16 protein-coding genes, 4 tRNA genes and 2 rRNA genes (1 of these 22 running past the window's edge) are annotated in these 23,339 nt (G+C 55.0%); all 22 read left to right on the top strand.

All coding sequences use genetic code 11. The annotated features are described in order from the left end of the window. Positions 1-2,385: ribosomal RNA gene (locus ACVHNU_RS22045) — 23S ribosomal RNA — on the top strand; it begins 507 nt to the left of the window's first position. A 154-nt stretch (positions 2,386-2,539) separates the two neighbouring features. Continuing rightward, a 5S ribosomal RNA gene (gene rrf, locus ACVHNU_RS22040) occupies positions 2,540-2,655 on the top strand. A 132-nt stretch (positions 2,656-2,787) separates the two neighbouring features. Beyond that, on the top strand, positions 2,788-3,741 hold the full coding sequence (gene birA, locus ACVHNU_RS22035) for a bifunctional biotin--[acetyl-CoA-carboxylase] ligase/biotin operon repressor BirA (protein WP_473018300.1): 954 nt from the start codon (positions 2,788-2,790) through the stop codon (positions 3,739-3,741). Next, entirely contained in the window at positions 3,731-4,480 is a 750-nt protein-coding gene (locus ACVHNU_RS22030) for a pantothenate kinase (RefSeq protein WP_400509985.1), read from the top strand. Before birA ends, ACVHNU_RS22030 begins: the two co-directional genes overlap by 11 nt. 7 nt (positions 4,481-4,487) lie before the next feature. Continuing rightward, a complete protein-coding gene (locus tag ACVHNU_RS22025; protein WP_473018299.1) occupies positions 4,488-4,925 on the top strand; it encodes a hypothetical protein in 438 nt (145 codons plus the stop codon). A 142-nt stretch (positions 4,926-5,067) separates the two neighbouring features. Continuing rightward, a tRNA-Tyr gene (locus tag ACVHNU_RS22020) sits at positions 5,068-5,152 on the top strand. A 24-nt stretch (positions 5,153-5,176) separates the two neighbouring features. Continuing rightward, a tRNA-Gly gene (locus ACVHNU_RS22015) sits at positions 5,177-5,250 on the top strand. Between the two features lie 26 nt (positions 5,251-5,276). Continuing rightward, positions 5,277-5,352: transfer RNA gene (locus tag ACVHNU_RS22010), tRNA-Thr, on the top strand. Positions 5,353-5,436: 84 nt separating this feature from the next. Continuing rightward, the gene (tuf, locus tag ACVHNU_RS22005; RefSeq protein ID WP_024164425.1) at positions 5,437-6,630 is read left to right on the top strand and encodes an elongation factor Tu; all 1,194 of its coding nucleotides are present in this window, start codon (positions 5,437-5,439) and stop codon (positions 6,628-6,630) included. A 53-nt stretch (positions 6,631-6,683) separates the two neighbouring features. Next, positions 6,684-6,759 (top strand) — tRNA-Trp (locus ACVHNU_RS22000). Between the two features lie 45 nt (positions 6,760-6,804). Beyond that, positions 6,805-7,173: a preprotein translocase subunit SecE gene (secE, locus tag ACVHNU_RS21995; protein ID WP_003228759.1), complete on the top strand. Its 369-nt coding sequence runs from the start codon at positions 6,805-6,807 to the stop codon at positions 7,171-7,173. Between the two features lie 9 nt (positions 7,174-7,182). Beyond that, entirely contained in the window at positions 7,183-7,716 is a 534-nt protein-coding gene (nusG, locus tag ACVHNU_RS21990) for a transcription termination/antitermination protein NusG (RefSeq protein ID WP_025113545.1), read from the top strand. A 117-nt stretch (positions 7,717-7,833) separates the two neighbouring features. Next, entirely contained in the window at positions 7,834-8,265 is a 432-nt protein-coding gene (gene rplK / locus ACVHNU_RS21985) for a 50S ribosomal protein L11 (protein ID WP_003228756.1), read from the top strand. Further along, positions 8,265-8,960: a 50S ribosomal protein L1 gene (rplA, locus tag ACVHNU_RS21980; RefSeq protein ID WP_003228754.1), complete on the top strand. Its 696-nt coding sequence runs from the start codon at positions 8,265-8,267 to the stop codon at positions 8,958-8,960. The genes rplK and rplA overlap by 1 nt, the downstream gene beginning before the upstream one ends. Positions 8,961-9,158: 198 nt before the next feature. After that, positions 9,159-9,659 (top strand): 50S ribosomal protein L10, encoded by a 501-nt coding sequence (rplJ, locus tag ACVHNU_RS21975; protein WP_003228752.1) that lies wholly within the window; start codon positions 9,159-9,161, stop codon positions 9,657-9,659. 74 nt (positions 9,660-9,733) lie between these two features. Continuing rightward, positions 9,734-10,099: a 50S ribosomal protein L7/L12 gene (gene rplL, locus ACVHNU_RS21970; protein ID WP_003228750.1), complete on the top strand. Its 366-nt coding sequence runs from the start codon at positions 9,734-9,736 to the stop codon at positions 10,097-10,099. Positions 10,100-10,320: 221 nt separating this feature from the next. Next, positions 10,321-14,394 (top strand): DNA-directed RNA polymerase subunit beta, encoded by a 4,074-nt coding sequence (gene rpoB / locus ACVHNU_RS21965; RefSeq protein ID WP_003228748.1) that lies wholly within the window; start codon positions 10,321-10,323, stop codon positions 14,392-14,394. Positions 14,395-14,457: 63 nt separating this feature from the next. Then, positions 14,458-18,657, top strand: coding sequence for a DNA-directed RNA polymerase subunit beta' (gene rpoC / locus ACVHNU_RS21960; protein ID WP_473018298.1), 4,200 nt, complete (start codon positions 14,458-14,460; stop codon positions 18,655-18,657). 215 nt (positions 18,658-18,872) lie between these two features. Then, positions 18,873-19,244 carry a 30S ribosomal protein S12 gene (gene rpsL, locus ACVHNU_RS21955; protein WP_003186084.1) on the top strand — a complete coding sequence of 124 codons (372 nt, stop codon included), beginning with the start codon at positions 18,873-18,875 and terminating at the stop codon, positions 19,242-19,244. 107 nt (positions 19,245-19,351) lie between these two features. Further along, positions 19,352-19,825 (top strand): 30S ribosomal protein S7, encoded by a 474-nt coding sequence (rpsG, locus tag ACVHNU_RS21950; RefSeq protein ID WP_003228745.1) that lies wholly within the window; start codon positions 19,352-19,354, stop codon positions 19,823-19,825. A 30-nt stretch (positions 19,826-19,855) separates the two neighbouring features. Beyond that, positions 19,856-21,961: an elongation factor G gene (gene fusA, locus ACVHNU_RS21945; protein ID WP_003228743.1), complete on the top strand. Its 2,106-nt coding sequence runs from the start codon at positions 19,856-19,858 to the stop codon at positions 21,959-21,961. A gap of 31 nt (positions 21,962-21,992) precedes the next feature. After that, positions 21,993-23,186 (top strand): elongation factor Tu, encoded by a 1,194-nt coding sequence (tuf, locus tag ACVHNU_RS21940; protein ID WP_024164425.1) that lies wholly within the window; start codon positions 21,993-21,995, stop codon positions 23,184-23,186. Positions 23,187-23,339 lie beyond the last annotated feature (153 nt).

Raw genomic sequence — 23,339 nt, 5'->3', positions numbered from 1 at the left:
CGTATGCGTACAAGCAGTGGGAGCCCACTTTGTTGGGTGACTGCGTACCTTTTGTATAATGGGTCAGCGACTTATTTTCAGTGGCGAGCTTAACCGAATAGGGGAGGCGTAGCGAAAGCGAGTCTTAATAGGGCGTCTAGTCGCTGGGAATAGACCCGAAACCGGGCGATCTATCCATGGGCAGGTTGAAGGTTAGGTAACACTGACTGGAGGACCGAACCGACTACCGTTGAAAAGTTAGCGGATGACCTGTGGATCGGAGTGAAAGGCTAATCAAGCTCGGAGATAGCTGGTTCTCCTCGAAAGCTATTTAGGTAGCGCCTCATGTATCACTGTAGGGGGTAGAGCACTGTTTCGGCTAGGGGGTCATCCCGACTTACCAAACCGATGCAAACTCCGAATACCTACAAGTGCCGAGCATGGGAGACACACGGCGGGTGCTAACGTCCGTCGTGAAAAGGGAAACAACCCAGACCGTCAGCTAAGGTCCCAAAGTTATGGTTAAGTGGGAAACGATGTGGGAAGGCTTAGACAGCTAGGAGGTTGGCTTAGAAGCAGCCACCCTTTAAAGAAAGCGTAATAGCTCACTAGTCGAGTCGGCCTGCGCGGAAGATGTAACGGGGCTCAAACCATACACCGAAGCTACGGGTATCACGTAAGTGATGCGGTAGAGGAGCGTTCTGTAAGCCTGTGAAGGTGAGTTGAGAAGCTTGCTGGAGGTATCAGAAGTGCGAATGCTGACATGAGTAACGACAATGGGTGTGAAAAACACCCACGCCGAAAGACCAAGGTTTCCTGCGCAACGTTAATCGACGCAGGGTTAGTCGGTCCCTAAGGCGAGGCTGAAAAGCGTAGTCGATGGAAAACAGGTTAATATTCCTGTACTTCTGGTTATTGCGATGGAGGGACGGAGAAGGCTAGGCCAGCTTGGCGTTGGTTGTCCAAGTTTAAGGTGGTAGGCTGAGATCTTAGGTAAATCCGGGATCTTAAGGCCGAGAGCTGATGACGAGTTACCCTTTGGGTGACGAAGTGGTTGATGCCATGCTTCCAAGAAAAGCTTCTAAGCTTCAGGTAACCAGGAACCGTACCCCAAACCGACACAGGTGGTTGGGTAGAGAATACCAAGGCGCTTGAGAGAACTCGGGTGAAGGAACTAGGCAAAATGGCACCGTAACTTCGGGAGAAGGTGCGCCGGTGAGGGTGAAGGACTTGCTCCGTAAGCTCATGCCGGTCGAAGATACCAGGCCGCTGCGACTGTTTATTAAAAACACAGCACTCTGCAAACACGAAAGTGGACGTATAGGGTGTGACGCCTGCCCGGTGCCGGAAGGTTAATTGATGGGGTTAGCTAACGCGAAGCTCTTGATCGAAGCCCCGGTAAACGGCGGCCGTAACTATAACGGTCCTAAGGTAGCGAAATTCCTTGTCGGGTAAGTTCCGACCTGCACGAATGGCGTAACGATGGCGGCGCTGTCTCCACCCGAGACTCAGTGAAATTGAAATCGCTGTGAAGATGCAGTGTATCCGCGGCTAGACGGAAAGACCCCGTGAACCTTTACTATAGCTTTGCACTGGACTTTGAATTTGCTTGTGTAGGATAGGTGGGAGGCTTTGAAGCGTGGACGCCAGTTCGCGTGGAGCCATCCTTGAAATACCACCCTGGCAACTTTGAGGTTCTAACTCAGGTCCGTTATCCGGATCGAGGACAGTGTATGGTGGGTAGTTTGACTGGGGCGGTCTCCTCCTAAAGAGTAACGGAGGAGTACGAAGGTGCGCTCAGACCGGTCGGAAATCGGTCGTAGAGTATAAAGGCAAAAGCGCGCTTGACTGCGAGACAGACACGTCGAGCAGGTACGAAAGTAGGTCTTAGTGATCCGGTGGTTCTGTATGGAAGGGCCATCGCTCAACGGATAAAAGGTACTCCGGGGATAACAGGCTGATACCGCCCAAGAGTTCATATCGACGGCGGTGTTTGGCACCTCGATGTCGGCTCATCACATCCTGGGGCTGAAGCCGGTCCCAAGGGTATGGCTGTTCGCCATTTAAAGTGGTACGCGAGCTGGGTTTAGAACGTCGTGAGACAGTTCGGTCCCTATCTGCCGTGGACGTTTGAGATTTGAGAGGGGCTGCTCCTAGTACGAGAGGACCGGAGTGGACGAACCTCTGGTGTTCCGGTTGTCACGCCAGTGGCATTGCCGGGTAGCTATGTTCGGGAAAGATAACCGCTGAAAGCATCTAAGCGGGAAACTTGCCTCAAGATGAGATCTCACTGGAACCTTGAGTTCCCTGAAGGGCCGTCGAAGACTACGACGTTGATAGGTTGGGTGTGTAAGCGCTGTGAGGCGTTGAGCTAACCAATACTAATTGCCCGTGAGGCTTGACCATATAACACCCAAGCAATTTGACTACTCGAAAGAGCATCAGATTGCGGTGTGTGAAGACGCAATGAACCGAAAGTTCGCGATGCTCACAAACACCTGTATCACATACCCGATTTGCTGAAGCGAGGCCAACAGGTCACGAGTCAGTACCCGAATTTCTTGACGACCATAGAGCGTTGGAACCACCTGATCCCATCCCGAACTCAGAAGTGAAACGATGCATCGCCGATGGTAGTGTGGGGTTTCCCCATGTGAGAGTAGGTCATCGTCAAGATTAAATTCCGAAACCCCAATTGCGAAAGCAGTTGGGGTTTTGTTTTGCCCGCAGGAAAGTGGTTTGCTTGATTTCTATGCAATCGCCCGGCTCATGGCTATTATTCGGGCCTCATTGTGAGGCGAGACCTGCATGCTGACGTTGTTGAATCTTTTGAAGGATGGTCGATTCCATTCTGGCGAGGCTCTCGGGCTTGCCTTGGGTATCAGTCGGAGTGCGGTATGGAAGCAGCTTCAGCATCTTGAGGCTGAACTCGGGTTGTCCATTAACAAAGTGCGGGGCAGAGGCTATCAGCTGGCTGCGCCCTTGACGCTGCTCGATCCTCTCAAAATTGGTGCCTTGGCAGCGGTTTGGCCAATTACAGTCTTTGATTCCATTGATTCCACCAATGCAGAAGCGCTACGCGCGATCAATCAAGGTCGAGTGGCACCGTTCCTGGTATTGGCAGAGCGGCAGATTTCTGGTCGTGGCCGTAGGGGGCGTAAGTGGGTAAGCCCCTTCGCTGAAAATCTCTATTACAGCCTTGTCCTGCGCATCGAAGGTGGCATGCGCCAGCTTGAGGGCTTGAGTCTGGTGGTCGGTTTGGCGGTTATGCATACCCTGCGAAGGCTGGGCGTGTCGGGCGCTGGATTGAAGTGGCCAAACGACGTGCTGGTTGGAAACAAGAAAATCGCCGGTATCCTCCTCGAGCTTGTAGGTGATCCAGCAGATGTATGCCATGTGGTGTTGGGTATAGGCATCAATGTAAACATGCAGATTGCTGATGAGGTTGACCAGCAATGGACATCGATACGGCTGGAGACAGGTAAAAGCTGTGATCGCAACGTCTTGGTGGCTGAGCTGAGCGAGCAACTGCGCGGCTATATCCAGCGCCAGCAGGTCGATGGCTTTTCGGCGCTCCAGGAGGAGTGGGAGAAGGGTCATATGTGGCAGGGTCGACCGGTTTCTTTGATTGCCGGCGTTAGTCATATAGAAGGTGTAGTGCTCGGCATTGATGGTCGAGGTGCGTTGCGCTTGATGGTGGATGGCGTGGAAAAAGTATTTAGTGGTGGTGAGCTCAGCCTGAGGTTGCGTGATGATTCTTGAGCTCGACTGTGGGAACAGCTTTATCAAGTGGCGCGTATTGAGTACTGCGGCTGGAGGTCTTTTCGCGGAAGGCGTGGTCGACTCGGATCAAGCGCTGGTGGATAGCCTGCGTGCATTTGACGGCCTATTGCTGCGCAAATGTCGCTTGGTCAGCGTCAGAACCGGTGAAGAAACAGCCGCACTCAGTCGGATTCTTGAGCAGACGTTCGGCGTCTCGGTCGTGTGTGCCAAGTCGGCCAGTGAAATGTCTGGTGTCAGGAATGGCTATGACGACTACGAGCGTCTGGGGCTGGATCGCTGGTTGGCGATGCTTGGTGGTTTTCACCTGGCTGCAGGCGCCTGTCTGATTCTGGATTTCGGCACTGCTGTGACGGCGGATTTTATTAATGCTGAAGGGGAGCATCTCGGCGGTTTTATTTGCCCTGGGATGCCATTGATGCGTAATCAGTTGCGCACTCACACCCGGAATATCCGTTACGGAGATTTGGCCGCTGAGCGAGCTTTGACGAGTCATGCCCCGGGGCGGAGCACTGTCGAGGCGGTGGAGCGTGGATGCTCCTTGATGTTGAGAGGATTTGTCCTGACTCAAATGGAAATGGCTCGATCCTATTGGGGGGAGGGCTTCACCGTCTTTATTACAGGCGGCGACGCTGGATTGGTTGCGGACGTCGTGCCTGATGCTCGGATTGTCCCTGACCTGGTGTTTGTAGGGCTGGCCATGGCGTGTCCTTTATCTTGAGGTTTGTATGCGTTGGTTGTTCCTGCTGCTTGTTGTACTCAATGTGTTCTATTACGTCTGGCATCAGCAGGAAGCGCCCTTGCGTGCAAAAGATGTCACGCCTCTCAGCATGTACCGTGGATCTCAGCAGGACATTCGCTTGCTGAGCGAAGCTGGTGGTGACTCCCGAGAAGTGCCGGGCGCGCGCCGCGCCGGACAGGATTGTCTGTTCTTGGGCGGTTTGAGTCGCGAGGAGGGCGTTTCCGGACTGCAGCAGCGGCTGGTGGCCATGAATGTGAAGGCTCAACCATCGCAAAAGGATCTCCCTGAGCCTGGTTACTGGTTGCGCATTGCGCCCGAAAGCCAGCGTTTATTGGGGGATGTGCAGTTGCAGAACCTTTCCAAGGAATTCAATGAGTTAAAACATAAAATAATGCTGTGTGAAGGGGTTGCACCGCTGGAATAGTTTGCATAGAATGGCGCCCGCTCCACAGCGAACACCTAAACAGGTTGTCAAAGCGGAGCAGTGTCAACGCAGCTAACCTCAGGTTTTTAATGAGAAAATGCTTGACAGAAGGTCGGCATAGTATAGAATGCCGGCTCGCTTAGGAGGGGTTCCCGAGCGGCCAAAGGGATCAGACTGTAAATCTGACGTCTACGACTTCGAAGGTTCGAATCCTTCCCCCTCCACCATTTTTAGCGTGAGCTGCAAGCTCCGCGGGTATAGTTTAGTGGTAGAACCTCAGCCTTCCAAGCTGATGATGCGGGTTCGATTCCCGCTACCCGCTCCAAGTTTGCAGGTTGTGCAAAGTGTTACGCTCTTGTAGCTCAGTTGGTAGAGCACACCCTTGGTAAGGGTGAGGTCAGCGGTTCAAATCCGCTCAAGAGCTCCATATAACAAGGCAGATATGAAAATATCTGCCTTTGTTTTAATGGTAGATATCGTTCGTCTAATTCTTCTGTTGAGGGTGTTATCGATGGCTAAGGAAAAATTTGATCGTTCCCTGCCCCACGTCAACGTAGGGACCATTGGTCACGTTGACCACGGTAAAACCACTCTGACCGCTGCTCTGACTCGCGTCTGCTCCGAAGTTTTCGGTTCGGCCGTAGTTGAATTCGACAAGATCGACAGCGCTCCAGAAGAAAAAGCTCGCGGTATCACCATCAACACCGCACACGTTGAGTACAACTCGCTGATCCGTCACTACGCTCACGTTGACTGCCCAGGTCACGCTGACTATGTGAAGAACATGATCACCGGTGCTGCTCAAATGGACGGCGCTATCCTGGTTTGCTCGGCCGCTGATGGTCCGATGCCACAAACCCGTGAGCACATCCTGCTGTCCCGTCAGGTAGGCGTTCCGTACATCGTGGTTTTCCTGAACAAGGCTGACCTGGTAGACGACGCTGAGCTGCTGGAACTGGTTGAGATGGAAGTTCGCGACCTGCTGTCCACCTACGACTTCCCGGGCGATGACACTCCAATCATCATCGGTTCGGCTCGTATGGCGCTGGAAGGCAAAGACGACAACGAGATGGGCACCACTGCCGTCAAGAAACTGGTTGAAACTCTGGACAGCTACATCCCAGAACCAGTTCGTATGATCGACAAGCCATTCCTGATGCCAATCGAAGACGTATTCTCGATCTCGGGTCGTGGTACTGTTGTGACTGGTCGTATCGAGCGCGGTATCGTTCGCGTTCAAGATGCACTGGAAATCGTTGGTCTGCGCGACACCACCACCACCACCTGCACCGGTGTTGAAATGTTCCGCAAACTGCTCGACGAAGGTCGTGCTGGCGAGAACTGCGGCGTTCTGCTGCGTGGTACCAAGCGTGACGACGTTGAGCGTGGTCAGGTTCTGGTCAAGCCAGGTTCGGTTAAGCCGCACACCAAGTTCACCGCAGAAGTTTACGTTCTGAGCAAGGAAGAAGGCGGTCGTCACACTCCGTTCTTCAAAGGCTACCGTCCACAGTTCTACTTCCGTACTACTGACGTGACTGGTAACTGCGAGCTGCCAGAAGGCGTTGAAATGGTAATGCCAGGTGACAACATTCAGATGACTGTTACCCTGATCAAAACCATTGCGATGGAAGACGGTCTGCGTTTCGCTATCCGTGAAGGCGGTCGTACCGTCGGTGCTGGCGTCGTAGCTAAAATCATCGAATAAGCGGTTGTAATGTATTTTTCGGGCCGGCATAATGGTCGGCCTGATTTTGTTTTAGGTCAGTAGCTCAATTGGCAGAGCGACGGTCTCCAAAACCGTAGGTTGGGGGTTCGATTCCCTCCTGACCTGCCAGATTCACTCGGTGTGTCTGGCTTTCTTTTCACAGGATCTTCATAGATGACTCCTAAGGCTGAAGCTCAAGGCTCTCGCTTCGATCTGCTCAAGTGGCTTGTAGTAGTTGCTTTGGTGATTGTTGGCGTTGTTGGCAATCAGTATTACGCTGCTTCGCCGATCCTGTACCGTGTACTCGCTTTGCTCGTAATTGCTGCTGTAGCTGCCTTTGTAGGCCTGCAGACCGCAAAGGGCAAGTCGTTCTTTGTACTGGTTAAGGAAGCTCGCACCGAGATTCGTAAAGTCGTATGGCCAACTCGCCAGGAAACCACGCAGACAACGTTGATCGTTGTTGCTGTGGTTATCGTTATGGCGTTGCTGTTGTGGGGTGTTGACTCCCTGCTCGGCTGGCTTGTTTCCTTGATTGTCGGCTAAGGGTGTCCCGTGGCTAAGCGTTGGTACGTTGTGCATGCTTACTCGGGTTACGAGAAGCATGTAATGCGCTCGCTGATTGAGCGCGTAAAGCTGGCTGGCATGGAAGATGGCTTCGGCGAAATTCTGGTTCCCACTGAAGAAGTGGTTGAAATGCGTAATGGCCAGAAGCGCAAAAGCGAACGCAAGTTCTTCCCAGGTTATGTGCTGGTACAGATGGATATGAACGAGGGTACTTGGCACTTGGTCAAGGACACTCCTCGGGTGATGGGCTTCATTGGCGGTACCGCCGACAAGCCCGCTCCAATCACCGACAAAGAGGCGGAAGCCATTCTGCGTCGCGTGGCCGATGGTAGCGATAAGCCGAAGCCGAAGACTCTGTTTGAGCCGGGTGAGGTGGTTCGTGTTACTGACGGCCCATTCGCTGACTTTAATGGCACTGTCGAAGAAGTTAACTACGAAAAGAGCCGTGTCCAGGTGGCAGTGCTTATTTTCGGTCGCTCTACCCCGGTAGAGTTGGAGTTCAGTCAGGTCGAAAAGGTCTAGCTGAACAAGCATCCCAACCCCGCAGCCCTAGGCTGTGGGGTTTTGTCGTCACTGGGATAAACGCGCAAGTAACCGGGGAGCCTTTCGAGGCGTTCGAACCCGTAATTGGAGTGCCTCATGGCCAAGAAGATTACCGCTTACATCAAGCTGCAAGTGAAGGCCGCTCAGGCTAACCCAAGCCCACCTGTTGGTCCTGCTCTGGGTCAGCACGGCGTGAACATCATGGAATTCTGCAAGGCTTTCAACGCCCGTACTCAGGGTCTTGAAGCAGGTCTGCCGACTCCAGTGATCATCACTGTCTACAGCGACCGTAGCTTCACTTTCGAAACCAAATCCACCCCTGCTTCGGTTCTGCTGAAGAAGGCGGCCGGTCTGACCAGCGGTTCCGCTCGTCCGAACACCGTTAAGGTTGGCACTGTTACCCGTGCTCAGCTGGAAGAAATCGCGAAAACCAAAAACGCGGATCTGACTGCAGCTGATATGGATGCAGCCGTGCGTACTATCGCCGGTTCTGCTCGTAGCATGGGCCTTAACGTGGAGGGTGTGTAATGGCTAAGCTGACCAAGCGTCAAAAGGCTATCGCCGGCAAAATCGAAGCAGGCAAGGCCTACAACATTGTAGACGCTGCTGCTCTGCTGGCTGAGCTGTCGACTGTCAAGTTCAGCGAGTCGTTCGACGTTGCTGTAAACCTGGGTGTAGACCCGCGTAAATCCGACCAGGTTGTTCGTAGCGCTACTGTGCTGCCACACGGCACTGGCAAGACCGTTCGCGTTGCTGTGTTCACCCAGGGTCCAGCTGCTGAGGCCGCTCTGGCTGCCGGCGCTGACCGTGTAGGTATGGACGACCTGGCTGCCGAAATGAAAGGCGGCGACCTGAACTATGACGTAGTGATCGCATCCCCGGATGCCATGCGCGTTGTAGGTCAACTGGGTCAGATCCTCGGTCCACGTGGCCTGATGCCTAACCCGAAAGTCGGCACCGTAACTCCAGACGTAGCCACCGCGGTTAAAAACGCCAAGGCTGGTCAGGTTCGTTATCGCACCGACAAAAACGGCATCATCCACACCTCCGTTGGCAAGATCGGCTTCGATGCCGTCAAGCTGAAGGAAAACGTTGAAGCCCTGATCGCTGATCTGAAGCGTATCAAGCCAGCTTCCTCGAAAGGTATTTACGTCAAGCGCGTTACCCTGAGCACCACTATGGGCCCAGGTCTGGTAATCGACCAGAGCTCGCTGGACGCGTAAGACAAAGGTTGGTGCGATTATTCGCGCCAATTGAAAGATTGGGGTCCCTGCCTGGCGGGGGCTATCCAAGACCGTAGGCGGCGCAAGCCTTAAACCACAAGCCTACGCAGATGGTGCTCCCGGTTCCTTACCGAATCAGACACCAAAACGACATTCGGTTTCGATCGAGTGAAACGGTAACAAGCAGGAGTTAAACCCGTGGCAATTAATCTCGAAGACAAGAAGGCCATCGTCGCTGAAGTCAACGAGGCTGCCAAAGTCGCTCTGTCCGCTGTCGTGGTTGATGCACGTGGCGTAACAGTAGGCGCAATGACCGGACTCCGTAAAGAGGCTCGTGAAGCTGGCGTTTACGTACGTGTTGTACGTAACACCCTGCTCAAGCGCGCTGTTGCTGACACTGAATACAGTGTTCTCAACGACGTGTTCACCGGCCCGACCCTGATTGCATTCTCGAACGAACATCCGGGCGCTGCTGCCCGTATCTTCAAAGAGTTTGCCAAGGGTCAGGACAAGTTCGAGATCAAGGCAGCTGCGTTCGAGGGCAAGTTCCTCGCAGCTAATCAGATCGACGTACTGGCAACTCTGCCGACCCGTGACGAAGCAATTTCTCAGCTGATGAGCGTGATTCAAGGCGCTACCAGCAAATTGGCTCGTACTCTGGCGGCAATTCGCGACCAGAAAGAAGCTGCTGCAGCCTAAGGCTCGTCAACTTCTCGCGTTTTTTGTTTATTTCGATGGTCGCGTAGGCCGTCCCCCAATTCAGGAATTGAGTCATGTCTCTGACTAACGAACAAATCATCGAAGCAATCGGCCAGAAATCCGTAGTGGAAATCGTTGAGCTGATCAAAGCGATGGAAGAAACCTTCGGCGTTACCGCTGCTGCCGCTTCGGCTGGTCCAGCTGCTGCTGCCGCTGTTGTTGAAGAGCAAACCGAGTTCAACGTTGTTCTGCTGGAAGCTGGCGAGAAGAAGGTTAACGTGATCAAGGCAGTTCGTGAACTGACTGGTCTGGGCCTGAAAGAAGCCAAAGAGAAAGTAGACGGCGCTCCTCAGGTTGTAGCTGAAGGCGTTTCGAAAGAAGCTGCTGAAGACGCTAAGAAGAAGCTGGAAGAAGCAGGCGCTAAAGTCGAACTGAAATAAGTATCGACTTTGCTCCTCCAGCCCGAGCGTCAAGCGACAGGCTGATGGCTGGTGGCTCTTGCCACCGGCCTTTTTCCGTTATTGGCAGCCGACTGGGTCGGTGCTGATAAAGGTGCTGTAACCACCCGATGCGGTGGCGCAAACCATGGGGTTTGCACGATTTTCTGGCTGCTCCCGTCGGGAGGGGCCAAACAAGCAGGTGACCAAGCTGGGGAACGCTGATGGCTTACTCATATACTGAGAAAAAACGTATCCGCAAGGACTTTAGCAAGTTGCCGGACGTCATGGATGTGCCGTACCTCCTGGCCATCCAGCTGGATTCGTATCGTGAATTCTTGCAAGCGGGAGCGACTAAAGATCAGTTCCGCGACGTGGGCCTGCATGCGGCCTTCAAATCCGTTTTCCCGATCATCAGCTACTCCGGCAATGCTGCGCTGGAGTACGTCGGTTATCGCCTGGGCGAACCGGCATTTGATGTCAAAGAATGCGTATTGCGCGGTGTAACTTTCGCCGTACCTTTGCGGGTAAAAGTGCGCCTGATCATTTTCGACAAAGAATCGTCGAACAAAGCGATCAAGGACATCAAAGAGCAAGAAGTCTACATGGGCGAAATCCCATTGATGACTGAGAACGGTACCTTCGTAATCAATGGTACCGAGCGTGTTATCGTTTCCCAGCTGCACCGTTCCCCGGGCGTGTTCTTCGACCACGACCGCGGCAAGACGCACAGCTCCGGTAAACTGCTTTACTCCGCGCGCATCATCCCTTACCGCGGTTCGTGGCTGGACTTTGAGTTCGACCCGAAAGACTGCGTGTTCGTGCGTATCGACCGTCGTCGCAAGCTGCCGGCTTCGGTACTGCTGCGCGCGCTCGGCTACACCACCGAAGAAGTGCTCGACGCGTTCTACACCACCAACGTATTCCACGTTAAAGGCGAAGGCCTGAGCCTGGAACTGGTGCCTCAGCGTCTGCGCGGTGAAGTGGCTGTCCTCGATATCCAGGACGATAAAGGCAAGGTTATTGTCGAGCAGGGCCGTCGTATTACTGCCCGCCACATCAACCAGCTGGAAAAAGCCGGGATCAAAGAGCTGGACGTGCCTCTGGACTACGTCCTGGGTCGCACCACCGCCAAGGTCATCGTGCATCCGGCCACCGGCGAAATCCTGGCAGAGTGCAACACCGAACTGTCGACTGAAGTCCTGGCGAAAATCGCCAAGGCCGGCGTCGTTCGTATCGAAACTCTGTACACCAACGACATCGACTGCGGTCCGTTCGTCTCCGACACGCTGAAGATCGACTCCACCAGCAACCAATTGGAAGCGCTGGTCGAGATCTATCGCATGATGCGTCCAGGCGAGCCGCCAACCAAAGACGCTGCCGAAACCCTGTTCAACAACCTGTTCTTCAGCCCTGAGCGCTATGACCTGTCTGCGGTCGGCCGGATGAAGTTCAACCGTCGTATCGGTCGTACCGAGATCGAAGGTTCGGGCGTGCTGTGCAAGGAAGACATCGTCGCGGTACTGAAGACTCTGGTCGACATCCGTAACGGTAAAGGCATCGTCGATGACATCGACCACCTGGGTAACCGTCGTGTTCGCTGCGTAGGCGAAATGGCCGAGAACCAGTTCCGCGTTGGCCTGGTACGTGTTGAGCGTGCGGTCAAAGAGCGTCTGTCGATGGCTGAAAGCGAAGGCCTGATGCCGCAAGACCTGATCAACGCCAAGCCAGTGGCTGCGGCGGTGAAAGAGTTCTTCGGTTCCAGCCAGCTCTCGCAGTTCATGGACCAGAACAACCCGCTGTCCGAGATCACCCACAAGCGTCGCGTCTCTGCACTCGGCCCTGGCGGTCTGACTCGTGAGCGCGCAGGCTTTGAAGTCCGTGACGTACACCCGACTCACTACGGTCGTGTCTGCCCGATTGAAACGCCGGAAGGTCCGAACATCGGTCTGATCAACTCCCTGGCTGCTTATGCCCGCACCAACCAGTACGGCTTCCTGGAAAGCCCGTACCGCGTGGTGAAAGAGGGTGTGGTCACTGACGAGATCGTGTTCCTGTCCGCCATTGAAGAAGCCGATCACGTGATCGCGCAGGCTTCGGCGACCATGAACGACCAGAAAGTCCTGATCGACGAGCTGGTAGCCGTACGTCACCTGAACGAATTCACCGTCAAGGCGCCGGAAGACGTCACCCTGATGGACGTATCGCCGAAGCAGGTAGTTTCGGTTGCTGCCTCGCTGATTCCGTTCCTCGAGCACGACGACGCCAACCGTGCGTTGATGGGTTCGAACATGCAGCGTCAAGCTGTACCAACCCTGCGCGCTGACAAGCCGCTGGTAGGTACCGGCATGGAGCGTAACGTGGCTCGCGACTCCGGCGTTTGCGTCGTGGCTCGTCGTGGCGGCGTGATCGACTCTGTTGATGCCAGCCGTATCGTGGTTCGTGTTGCCGATGACGAAGTTGAAACCGGTGAAGCTGGTGTCGACATCTACAACCTGACCAAATACACCCGCTCGAACCAGAACACCTGCATCAACCAGCGTCCGCTGGTGAGAAAGGGCGATCGCGTTCAGCGTAGCGACATCATGGCCGACGGCCCGTCCACCGACATGGGTGAACTGGCACTGGGTCAGAACATGCGCATCGCGTTCATGGCATGGAACGGCTTCAACTTCGAAGACTCCATCTGCCTGTCCGAGCGTGTGGTTCAGGAAGACCGCTTCACCACGATCCACATCCAGGAACTGACCTGTGTGGCCCGTGACACCAAGCTTGGCCCAGAGGAAATCACTGCAGACATCCCGAACGTGGGTGAAGCTGCACTGAACAAGCTGGACGAAGCCGGTATCGTTTACGTAGGTGCTGAAGTCGGCGCAGGCGACATCCTGGTAGGTAAGGTCACTCCGAAAGGCGAGACCCAACTGACTCCGGAAGAAAAACTGCTGCGCGCGATCTTCGGTGAAAAAGCCAGCGACGTTAAAGACACCTCCCTGCGTGTACCTACCGGTACCAAAGGTACTGTCATCGACGTACAGGTCTTCACCCGCGACGGCGTTGAGCGTGATGCTCGTGCACTGTCGATCGAGAAGTCCCAGCTGGACGAGATCCGCAAGGATCTGAACGAAGAGTTCCGTATCGTTGAAGGCGCGACCTTCGAACGTCTGCGCTCCGCTCTGGTAGGCCACAAGGCTGAAGGCGGCGCCGGTCTGAAGAAAGGTCAGGACATCACCGACGAAGTTCTCGACGGTCTTGAGCATGGTCAGTGGTTCAAACTGCGCATGGCTGAAGATGCTCTGAACGAGCAGCTCGAGAAGGCTCAGGCCTACATCGTTGATCGCCGCCGTCTGCTGGACGACAAGTTCGAAGACAAGAAGCGCAAACTGCAGCAGGGCGATGACCTGGCTCCAGGCGTGCTGAAAATCGTCAAGGTTTACCTGGCAATCCGTCGTCGCATCCAGCCGGGCGACAAGATGGCCGGTCGTCACGGTAACAAAGGTGTGGTCTCCGTGATCATGCCGGTTGAAGACATGCCGCACGATGCCAATGGCACCCCGGTCGACGTCGTTCTCAACCCGCTGGGCGTACCTTCGCGTATGAACGTTGGTCAGATCCTTGAAACCCACCTGGGCCTCGCGGCCAAAGGTCTGGGCGAGAAGATCAACCGGATGGTCGAAGAGCAGCGTAAAGTCGCTGAGCTGCGCACCTTCCTGGACGAGATCTACAACCAGATCGGCGGTCGTAACGAAGATCTGGACAGCTTCTCCGATCAGGAAATCCTGGATCTGGCGAAGAACCTGCGTGGCGGTGTTCCAATGGCCACTCCAGTGTTCGACGGTGCCAAGGAAAGCGAAATCAAGGCCATGCTGAAACTGGCAGACCTGCCGGAAAGCGGCCAGATGCAGCTGACTGACGGCCGTACCGGCAACAAGTTCGAGCGTCCAGTTACCGTTGGCTACATGTACATGCTGAAGCTGAACCACTTGGTAGACGACAAGATGCACGCGCGTTCTACCGGTTCGTACAGCCTGGTTACTCAGCAGCCGCTGGGTGGTAAGGCACAGTTCGGTGGTCAGCGTTTCGGGGAGATGGAGGTCTGGGCACTGGAAGCATACGGTGCTGCATACACTCTGCAAGAAATGCTCACAGTGAAGTCGGACGATGTGAACGGCCGTACCAAGATGTACAAAAACATCGTGGATGGCGATCACCGTATGGAGCCGGGCATGCCCGAGTCCTTCAACGTGTTGATCAAGGAAATTCGTTCCCTCGGCATCGATATCGATCTGGAAACCGAATAACACGTGACGCGATCGAGAGCGGGGCAGGATTGCCCGCTCTCTGCTCCGCCAGGAGGAAAGGCCTTGAAAGACCTACTGAATTTGCTGAAAAACCAGGGTCAAGTCGAAGAGTTCGACGCCATCCGTATCGGATTGGCCTCGCCTGAGATGATCCGCTCGTGGTCGTTCGGTGAAGTTAAAAAGCCGGAAACCATCAACTACCGTACGTTCAAACCTGAGCGTGACGGTCTGTTCTGCGCCAAGATCTTTGGCCCGGTAAAGGATTACGAGTGCCTGTGCGGTAAGTACAAGCGCTTGAAGCACCGTGGTGTGATCTGCGAGAAGTGCGGCGTTGAAGTTGCACTGGCCAAGGTTCGTCGTGAGCGCATGGCGCACATCGAACTGGCTTCGCCGGTTGCCCACATCTGGTTCCTGAAATCGCTGCCGTCCCGTATCGGCCTGCTGATGGACATGACCCTGCGTGATATCGAACGCGTTCTCTACTTCGAGAGCTATGTCGTTATCGACCCGGGCATGACCACCCTTGAAAAAGGTCAGCTGCTGAACGATGAGCAGTACTTCGAGGCGCTGGAAGAGTTCGGTGACGACTTCGACGCCCGCATGGGTGCAGAAGCTGTCCGTGAACTGCTGCACGCTATCGACCTGGAGCACGAGATTGGCCGTCTGCGCGAAGAGATTCCGCAAACCAACTCCGAAACCAAGATCAAGAAGCTGTCCAAGCGTCTGAAGTTGATGGAAGCCTTCCAGGGTTCCGGCAACCTGCCAGAGTGGATGGTGCTGACCGTTCTGCCGGTTCTGCCGCCAGATCTGCGTCCACTGGTCCCGCTGGATGGCGGTCGCTTCGCGACTTCCGACCTCAACGATCTGTATCGTCGAGTGATCAACCGTAACAACCGTTTGAAGCGCCTGCTGGATCTGTCCGCTCCGGACATCATCGTGCGCAACGAAAAGCGTATGTTGCAGGAAGCTGTCGACGCACTGCTCGACAACGGTCGTCGTGGCCGCGCTATCACCGGTTCGAACAAGCGTCCTTTGAAATCCCTGGCTGACATGATCAAGGGTAAGCAAGGTCGCTTCCGTCAGAACTTGCTCGGTAAGCGTGTTGACTACTCCGGTCGTTCGGTAATTACCGTAGGTCCGACCTTGCGTCTGCACCAGTGCGGTCTGCCGAAGAAGATGGCTCTCGAGCTGTTCAAACCGTTCATTTTCGGCAAGCTGGAAATGCGTGGTCTCGCGACCACCATCAAAGCGGCCAAGAAAATGGTCGAGCGCGAACTGCCAGAGGTTTGGGACGTTCTCGCTGAAGTGATTCGCGAACACCCGGTTCTTCTCAACCGTGCACCGACCCTTCACCGTCTGGGTATCCAGGCGTTTGAACCGGTACTGATCGAAGGTAAGGCTATCCAGCTGCACCCTCTGGTCTGTGCCGCGTACAACGCCGACTTCGACGGCGACCAAATGGCCGTGCACGTACCGCTGACGCTGGAAGCCCAGCTCGAAGCGCGTGCGTTGATGATGTCGACCAACAACATTCTGTCGCCAGCCAACGGTGAGCCAATCATCGTTCCGTCGCAGGACGTTGTATTGGGTCTGTACTACATGACTCGTGAAGCGATCAACGCCAAGGGCGAAGGTCGAGTATTCGCGGATCTGCAGGAAGTTGACCGTGTGTTCCGTGCCGGCGAAGCCGCACTGCACGCCAAGGTCAAGGTTCGTATCAACGAAACCGTCAACGACCGTGACGGCAACAGCGTGAGTGGTACCCGTATCGTCGACACTACTGTCGGCCGTGCGCTGCTGTTCCAGGTTGTGCCAAAAGGTCTGTCGTACGACGTCGTCAACCTGCCGATGAAGAAAAAGGCGATCTCCAAGCTGATCAACCAGTGCTACCGCGTGGTTGGTCTGAAAGAGACCGTGATTTTCGCTGACCAGTTGATGTACACCGGTTTCGCTTACTCGACCATCTCCGGCGTTTCCATCGGTGTTAACGACTTCGTTATCCCGGACGAAAAAGCCCGCATCATCGGTGCAGCCACCGACGAAGTGAAAGAGATCGAGAGCCAGTACGCCTCCGGCCTGGTAACCCAGGGCGAGAAGTACAACAAAGTGATCGACCTTTGGTCGAAGGCGAACGACGAAGTTTCCAAGGCGATGATGGCCAACCTCTCGAAAGAGAAAGTCATCGACCGTCACGGCAATGAAGTCGACCAAGAGTCCTTCAACTCGATGTACATGATGGCCGACTCGGGTGCGCGGGGTTCCGCAGCACAGATTCGTCAGCTGGCCGGTATGCGTGGTCTGATGGCCAAGCCGGACGGTTCCATCATTGAAACGCCGATTACTGCGAACTTCCGTGAAGGTCTGAGCGTACTCCAGTACTTCATCTCGACTCACGGTGCTCGTAAAGGTCTGGCGGATACCGCGTTGAAAACCGCGAACTCCGGTTACCTGACTCGTCGTCTGGTAGACGTGGCGCAGGATCTGGTTGTAACCGAGATCGATTGCGGCACCGAACACGGTCTGCTGATGACTCCGCACATTGAAGGCGGTGACGTTGTAGAGCCGTTGGGTGAGCGCGTATTGGGTCGTGTTATTGCCCGTGACGTATTCAAGCCAGGCACCGAGGACGTCATCGTTCCTGCCGGTACTCTGGTAGACGAGAAGTGGGTCGAGTTCATCGAGCTGAACAGCATCGACGAAGTGATCGTGCGTTCGCCGATCAGCTGCGAAACCCGCTATGGCATTTGCGCCAAGTGCTACGGCCGTGATCTGGCGCGTGGTCACCAGGTGAACATCGGTGAAGCGGTCGGCGTTATCGCTGCCCAGTCCATCGGTGAGCCGGGTACCCAGCTGACAATGCGTACGTTCCACATCGGTGGTGCGGCAAGCCGTACTTCCGCTGCCGACAGCGTTCAGGTGAAGAATGGCGGTACCGTCCGTCTGCACAACCTGAAACACGTTGAGCGTGTGGATGGCCACCTGGTTGCTGTGTCCCGTTCCGGTGAGCTGGCAATCGCTGATGACTTCGGTCGTGAGCGCGAGCGTTACAAGCTGCCGTACGGTGCCGTGATTTCGGTTAAAGAAGGTGACAAGGTCGACGCTGGCGCAATCGTGGCCAAGTGGGATCCGCACACTCACCCGATCGTTACCGAAATGAAAGGTACCGTGACCTACGTGGGCATGGAAGAAGGCATCACGATCAAGCGTCAGACTGACGAATTGACCGGTATGACCAACATTGAAGTACTCGACGCGAAAGATCGTCCAGCTGCCGGCAAGGAAATTCGTCCTGCAGTGAAGATGGTCGACGACAACGGCAAGGATCTGTTGCTGCCAGGCACTGACGTTATCGCTCAGTACTTCCTGCCAGCCAACGCCCTGGTCGGTGTTGCTGACGGTGCGAAGATTGCGATCGGTGATGTTATCGCTCGTATCCCGCAAGAAACTTCGAAGACTCGCGACATCACCGGTGGTCTGCCGCGTGTTGCTGACTTGTTCGAAGCTCGTCGTCCGAAGGAAGCGTCGATTCTGGCTGAAGTCAGCGGCACCATCGCGTTCGGTAAAGAGACCAAGGGCAAGCGCCGTCTGGTCATTACCCCGAACGACGGTAGCGATCCGTACGAAGAGCTGATTCCGAAGTGGCGTCACCTGAACGTGTTCGAAGGCGAACAGGTAAACCGCGGCGAAGTTATCTCCGACGGTCCAAGCGATCCGCACGACATCCTGCGTCTGCTGGGTGTGAGCGCGCTGGCCAAGTACATCGTGAACGAAATCCAGGACGTTTACCGTCTGCAAGGCGTGAAGATCAACGACAAGCACATCGAGACCATCCTGCGTCAGATGCTGCGTAAAGTTGAGATCTCCGAGTCCGGCGATTCCAGCTTCATCAAGGGCGACCAGATGGAACTGACTCACGTACTGGTAGAGAACGAGCGTTTGAACGCGGAAGACAAGTTTGTCTCCAAGTTCACCCGCGTTCTGCTGGGTATCACCAAGGCGTCGTTGTCGACCGAATCGTTCATCTCGGCGGCTTCCTTCCAGGAAACCACCCGCGTACTGACCGAAGCGGCAGTCACCGGCAAGCGCGATTACCTGCGCGGCCTGAAAGAAAACGTGGTTGTGGGTCGTCTGATCCCGGCCGGTACCGGTCTGGCTTATCACAGCGAGCGCAAGCGTCGCCGTGATGCAGACAAACCGTTGCGCGTAAGCGCCAGTGAAGTGGAAGCTGCACTGACCGAAGCGCTGAACTCGAGCGGTAACTGAGTTCTGCGGTAAATAAGCTGAGGCCCTGATCGCTCCGTTCGTCGAATCGAGACAAATTGTCAAGGTTCGACGGGCGGGGAGGTCGGGGCCTTGCCTTGACTGGGGACAAGATCCTCTTTAGACTCTTGATCCCCTAAATTTGGCGGGAATCCGTTCCTGCCATTTTGCTTTTCTTGCAAGACAATAGCGTCGCAAGACAACAGTGGAGCTAGTAGATGGCAACTATCAACCAGCTGGTACGTCAGCCGCGTAAGCGTATCGTCGAGAAATCCGACGTACCTGCGCTGCAGAACTGCCCGCAACGTCGTGGCGTGTGCACCCGTGTGTACACCACTACGCCGAAAAAACCTAACTCGGCACTGCGTAAAGTATGCCGTGTACGTCTGACCAACGGTTTCGAGGTTTCCTCGTACATCGGTGGTGAAGGCCACAACCTGCAAGAGCACAGCGTGGTACTGATCCGCGGCGGTCGTGTAAAAGACTTGCCAGGTGTTCGTTATCACACCGTTCGCGGCTCCTTGGATACTTCCGGCGTTAAAGGCCGTAACCAGGGTCGTTCGAAGTACGGTACCAAGCGTCCGAAGTAATCGGCCGTTTTGCAGATTTTCATTTTATTGAGTCGATAAGAGTAAGGTCGGGCTTGCATCCAATGGATCTGTCCCGAACTAACCTGAAGACCGCTTGAGGGCTTATCATGCCAAGACGTCGCGTAGCAGCAAAGCGTGAGATTCTGGACGATCCGAAATACGGAAGCCAGATCCTCGCCAAATTCATGAACCACGTTATGGAAAGCGGCAAGAAAGCCGTTGCCGAGCGTATCGTTTATGGTGCCCTGGAAACCGTGAAGGCTCGTAAGGCCGGCACCGATCCCCTGGAACTCTTCGAAAAAGCACTCGACGCCATCGCTCCGCTGGTCGAAGTGAAGTCGCGCCGCGTTGGTGGTGCTACTTACCAGGTTCCGGTCGAGGTTCGTCCTTCCCGCCGTAACGCTCTGGCAATGCGCTGGTTGGTAGACTTCGCCCGTAAGCGTGGCGAGAAGTCTATGGCTCTGCGCTTGGCTGGCGAACTGCTGGATGCTGCTGAAGGTAAAGGTGCTGCTGTTAAGAAGCGTGAAGACGTGCACCGTATGGCCGAAGCCAACAAAGCTTTCTCGCACTACCGCTTCTAATTTTAGCTTCACTAATTTTGCGAGGGCTTTATGGCTCGTACTACTCCGATTAGTCGCTACCGTAACATCGGTATCGTCGCTCACGTGGATGCTGGTAAAACCACCACCACCGAGCGCGTCCTTTTTTACACCGGCAAAAGTCACAAAATGGGCGAGGTGCATGACGGCGCCGCGACCACAGACTGGATGGTGCAGGAGCAGGAGCGTGGTATTACCATTACTTCTGCTGCTATCACCGCCTTCTGGAAAGGTTCCGAGAAGCAGTATGCGCATGAGCACCGCTTCAACGTTATCGATACCCCAGGCCACGTAGACTTCACTATTGAAGTTGAGCGTTCCCTGCGCGTACTCGACGGCGCTGTCGTTGTATTCTGCGGTACTTCGGGTGTTGAGCCTCAGTCGGAAACCGTATGGCGTCAAGCCAACAAATACGGCGTTCCACGTCTTGTTTACGTAAACAAGATGGACCGTGCTGGTGCCAACTTCCTGCGCGTGATCGGTCAGATCAAACAGCGTCTGGGTCACACTCCGGTGCCGATTCAGTTGGCTATCGGTTCGGAAGATAACTTCCAGGGCCAGATCGACCTGATCAACATGCAGGCTGTTTACTGGAACGACTCTGACAAGGGTATGGTTCCTGTTCGCAAGGAAATCCCTGCGGACATGCTCGAGCTCGCCACCGAATGGCGCAGCAACATGGTTGAGGCTGCGGCCGAAGCCAGCGAAGAGCTGATGAACAAGTACCTGGAAGGCGAAGAGCTGTCGATCGAAGAGATCAAGGCTGCTCTGCGTCAGCGCACTATCGCTGGCGAAATCGTTCTGGCTGTGTGCGGTTCGTCGTTCAAGAACAAGGGTGTTCCCCTGGTTCTCGACGCCGTTATCGACTTCCTGCCTGCTCCAACCGACATTCCTGCGATCAAGGGTTCCAACCCTGATAACGAGGAAGAGGAAATGGAGCGTCACGCAAGTGACGACGAGCCGTTCGCGGCACTGGCGTTCAAAATCGCTACCGACCCATTCGTGGGTACCTTGACCTTCGTCCGCGTTTACTCGGGCGTGTTGAACTCCGGCGACGGCGTGATCAACTCGGTTAAAGGTAAAAAAGAGCGCGTGGGTCGTATGGTGCAAATGCACGCAAACGCCCGTGAAGAGATCAAGGAAGTACGCGCTGGCGACATCGCGGCCCTGATCGGCATGAAGGACGTCACCACTGGTGAAACCCTCTGCAACGCTGACAAGCCAATCATCCTGGTTCGTATGGACTTCCCGGAGCCGGTTATTTCGGTTGCCGTAGAGCCTAAGACCAAGGATGACCAGGAAAAAATGGGTATCGCTCTGGGCAAACTGGCTCAGGAAGACCCGTCTTTCCGCGTTAAGACTGATGAAGAGACTGGTCAGACGATCATCTCCGGCATGGGCGAGCTGCACCTGGACATCCTGGTTGACCGGATGCGCCGTGAGTTCAACGTCGAAGCCAACATCGGCAAGCCTCAAGTTTCGTACCGTGAGCGCATCACGAAGAACTGCGAAATCGAAGGCAAGTTCGTTCGCCAGTCCGGCGGTCGTGGCCAGTTCGGCCACTGCTGGATCCGTTTTGCTCCTGCTGACGAAGGTCAGGAAGGTCTGCAATTCGTGAACGAAGTAGTAGGTGGTGTGGTTCCTAAGGAATACATCCCGGCTATCCAGAAGGGTATCGAAGAGCAGATGAAGAACGGCGTTGTTGCCGGCTATCCGCTGATCGGCCTGAAGGCTACCGTGTTCGATGGTTCTTACCACGACGTCGACTCCAACGAGATGGCGTTCAAGGTGGCTGCTTCCATGGCGACCAAGCAACTGGCCCAGAAGGGTGGTGGTGAGTTGCTCGAGCCGATCATGGCGGTAGAGGTTGTTACGCCTGAAGACTATATGGGTGATGTAATGGGCGACCTTAACCGTCGTCGCGGCATGATCCAGGGTATGGAAGACACAGTGTCCGGCAAGGTTATCCGTGCCGAGGTTCCACTGGGTGAGATGTTCGGTTATGCGACCGACGTTCGTTCCATGTCTCAGGGTCGCGCAAGCTACTCTATGGAATTCAAAAAATACGATACGGCTCCGTCGCACATCGTCGAATCCGTAACCAAAAAACAAGGCTGATTCAGCCCCTTTAGGCTAGGAGTTAATTGTCGTGGCTAAAGAAAAATTTGATCGTTCCCTACCGCACGTCAACGTTGGCACCATCGGTCACGTTGACCACGGTAAAACCACTCTGACCGCTGCTCTGACTCGCGTCTGCTCCGAAGTTTTCGGTTCGGCCGTAGTTGAATTCGACAAGATCGACAGCGCTCCAGAAGAAAAAGCTCGCGGTATCACCATCAACACCGCACACGTTGAGTACAACTCGCTGATCCGTCACTACGCTCACGTTGACTGCCCAGGTCACGCTGACTATGTGAAGAACATGATCACCGGTGCTGCTCAAATGGACGGCGCTATCCTGGTTTGCTCGGCCGCTGATGGTCCGATGCCACAAACCCGTGAGCACATCCTGCTGTCCCGTCAGGTAGGCGTTCCGTACATCGTGGTTTTCCTGAACAAGGCTGACCTGGTAGACGACGCTGAGCTGCTGGAACTGGTTGAGATGGAAGTTCGCGACCTGCTGTCCACCTACGACTTCCCGGGCGATGACACTCCAATCATCATCGGTTCGGCTCGTATGGCGCTGGAAGGCAAAGACGACAACGAGATGGGCACCACTGCCGTCAAGAAACTGGTTGAAACTCTGGACAGCTACATCCCAGAACCAGTTCGTATGATCGACAAGCCATTCCTGATGCCAATCGAAGACGTATTCTCGATCTCGGGTCGTGGTACTGTTGTGACTGGTCGTATCGAGCGCGGTATCGTTCGCGTTCAAGATGCACTGGAAATCGTTGGTCTGCGCGACACCACCACCACCACCTGCACCGGTGTTGAAATGTTCCGCAAGCTGCTCGATGAAGGTCGTGCTGGCGAGAACTGCGGCGTTCTGCTGCGTGGTACCAAGCGTGACGACGTTGAGCGTGGTCAGGTTCTGGTCAAGCCAGGTTCGGTTAAGCCGCACACCAAGTTCACCGCAGAAGTTTACGTTCTGAGCAAGGAAGAAGGCGGTCGTCACACTCCGTTCTTCAAAGGCTACCGTCCACAGTTCTACTTCCGTACTACTGACGTGACTGGTAACTGCGAGCTGCCAGAAGGCGTTGAAATGGTAATGCCAGGTGACAACATTCAGATGACTGTTACCCTGATCAAAACCATCGCGATGGAAGACGGTCTGCGTTTCGCTATCCGTGAAGGCGGTCGTACCGTCGGCGCTGGCGTTGTAGCCAAAATCATCGAGTAATTCTCTTTTATAGAGTCTGCCTGATGAATTGAAAAAGCCCCCGCTCAGCGGGGGCTTTTTTATTGGGTTGACACCTATCTGGGGCGTCTATAGAATTGCGCCTCCTTTTAACGGGCGTATTGCGCCCGGTGGGAATAGCAGCCGGAGTCTGAA

It is taken from the genome of Pseudomonas sp. Ors-4-3C (assembly GCF_055755035.1).
The sequence above is the reverse complement of the archived record's forward strand: the minus strand, read 5'-3'. Positions and strand labels throughout refer to the sequence as shown.

What these genes read in the sequence shown, in the direction of transcription:
- rpoB (WP_003228748.1), top strand. Translation starts at nt 10,321, where the DNA reads ATGGCTTACTCATATACTGAGAAAAAACGTATCCGCAAGGACTTTAGC.
- birA (WP_473018300.1), top strand. Translation starts at nt 2,788, where the DNA reads ATGCTGACGTTGTTGAATCTTTTGAAGGATGGTCGATTCCATTCTGGC.
- tuf (WP_024164425.1), top strand. Translation starts at nt 5,437, where the DNA reads ATGGCTAAGGAAAAATTTGATCGTTCCCTGCCCCACGTCAACGTAGGG.
- rplA (WP_003228754.1), top strand. Translation starts at nt 8,265, where the DNA reads ATGGCTAAGCTGACCAAGCGTCAAAAGGCTATCGCCGGCAAAATCGAA.
- ACVHNU_RS22030 (WP_400509985.1), top strand. Translation starts at nt 3,731, where the DNA reads ATGATTCTTGAGCTCGACTGTGGGAACAGCTTTATCAAGTGGCGCGTA.
- rplL (WP_003228750.1), top strand. Translation starts at nt 9,734, where the DNA reads ATGTCTCTGACTAACGAACAAATCATCGAAGCAATCGGCCAGAAATCC.
- fusA (WP_003228743.1), top strand. Translation starts at nt 19,856, where the DNA reads ATGGCTCGTACTACTCCGATTAGTCGCTACCGTAACATCGGTATCGTC.
- secE (WP_003228759.1), top strand. Translation starts at nt 6,805, where the DNA reads ATGACTCCTAAGGCTGAAGCTCAAGGCTCTCGCTTCGATCTGCTCAAG.
- rplK (WP_003228756.1), top strand. Translation starts at nt 7,834, where the DNA reads ATGGCCAAGAAGATTACCGCTTACATCAAGCTGCAAGTGAAGGCCGCT.
- ACVHNU_RS22025 (WP_473018299.1), top strand. Translation starts at nt 4,488, where the DNA reads ATGCGTTGGTTGTTCCTGCTGCTTGTTGTACTCAATGTGTTCTATTAC.
- rpsG (WP_003228745.1), top strand. Translation starts at nt 19,352, where the DNA reads ATGCCAAGACGTCGCGTAGCAGCAAAGCGTGAGATTCTGGACGATCCG.
- rpsL (WP_003186084.1), top strand. Translation starts at nt 18,873, where the DNA reads ATGGCAACTATCAACCAGCTGGTACGTCAGCCGCGTAAGCGTATCGTC.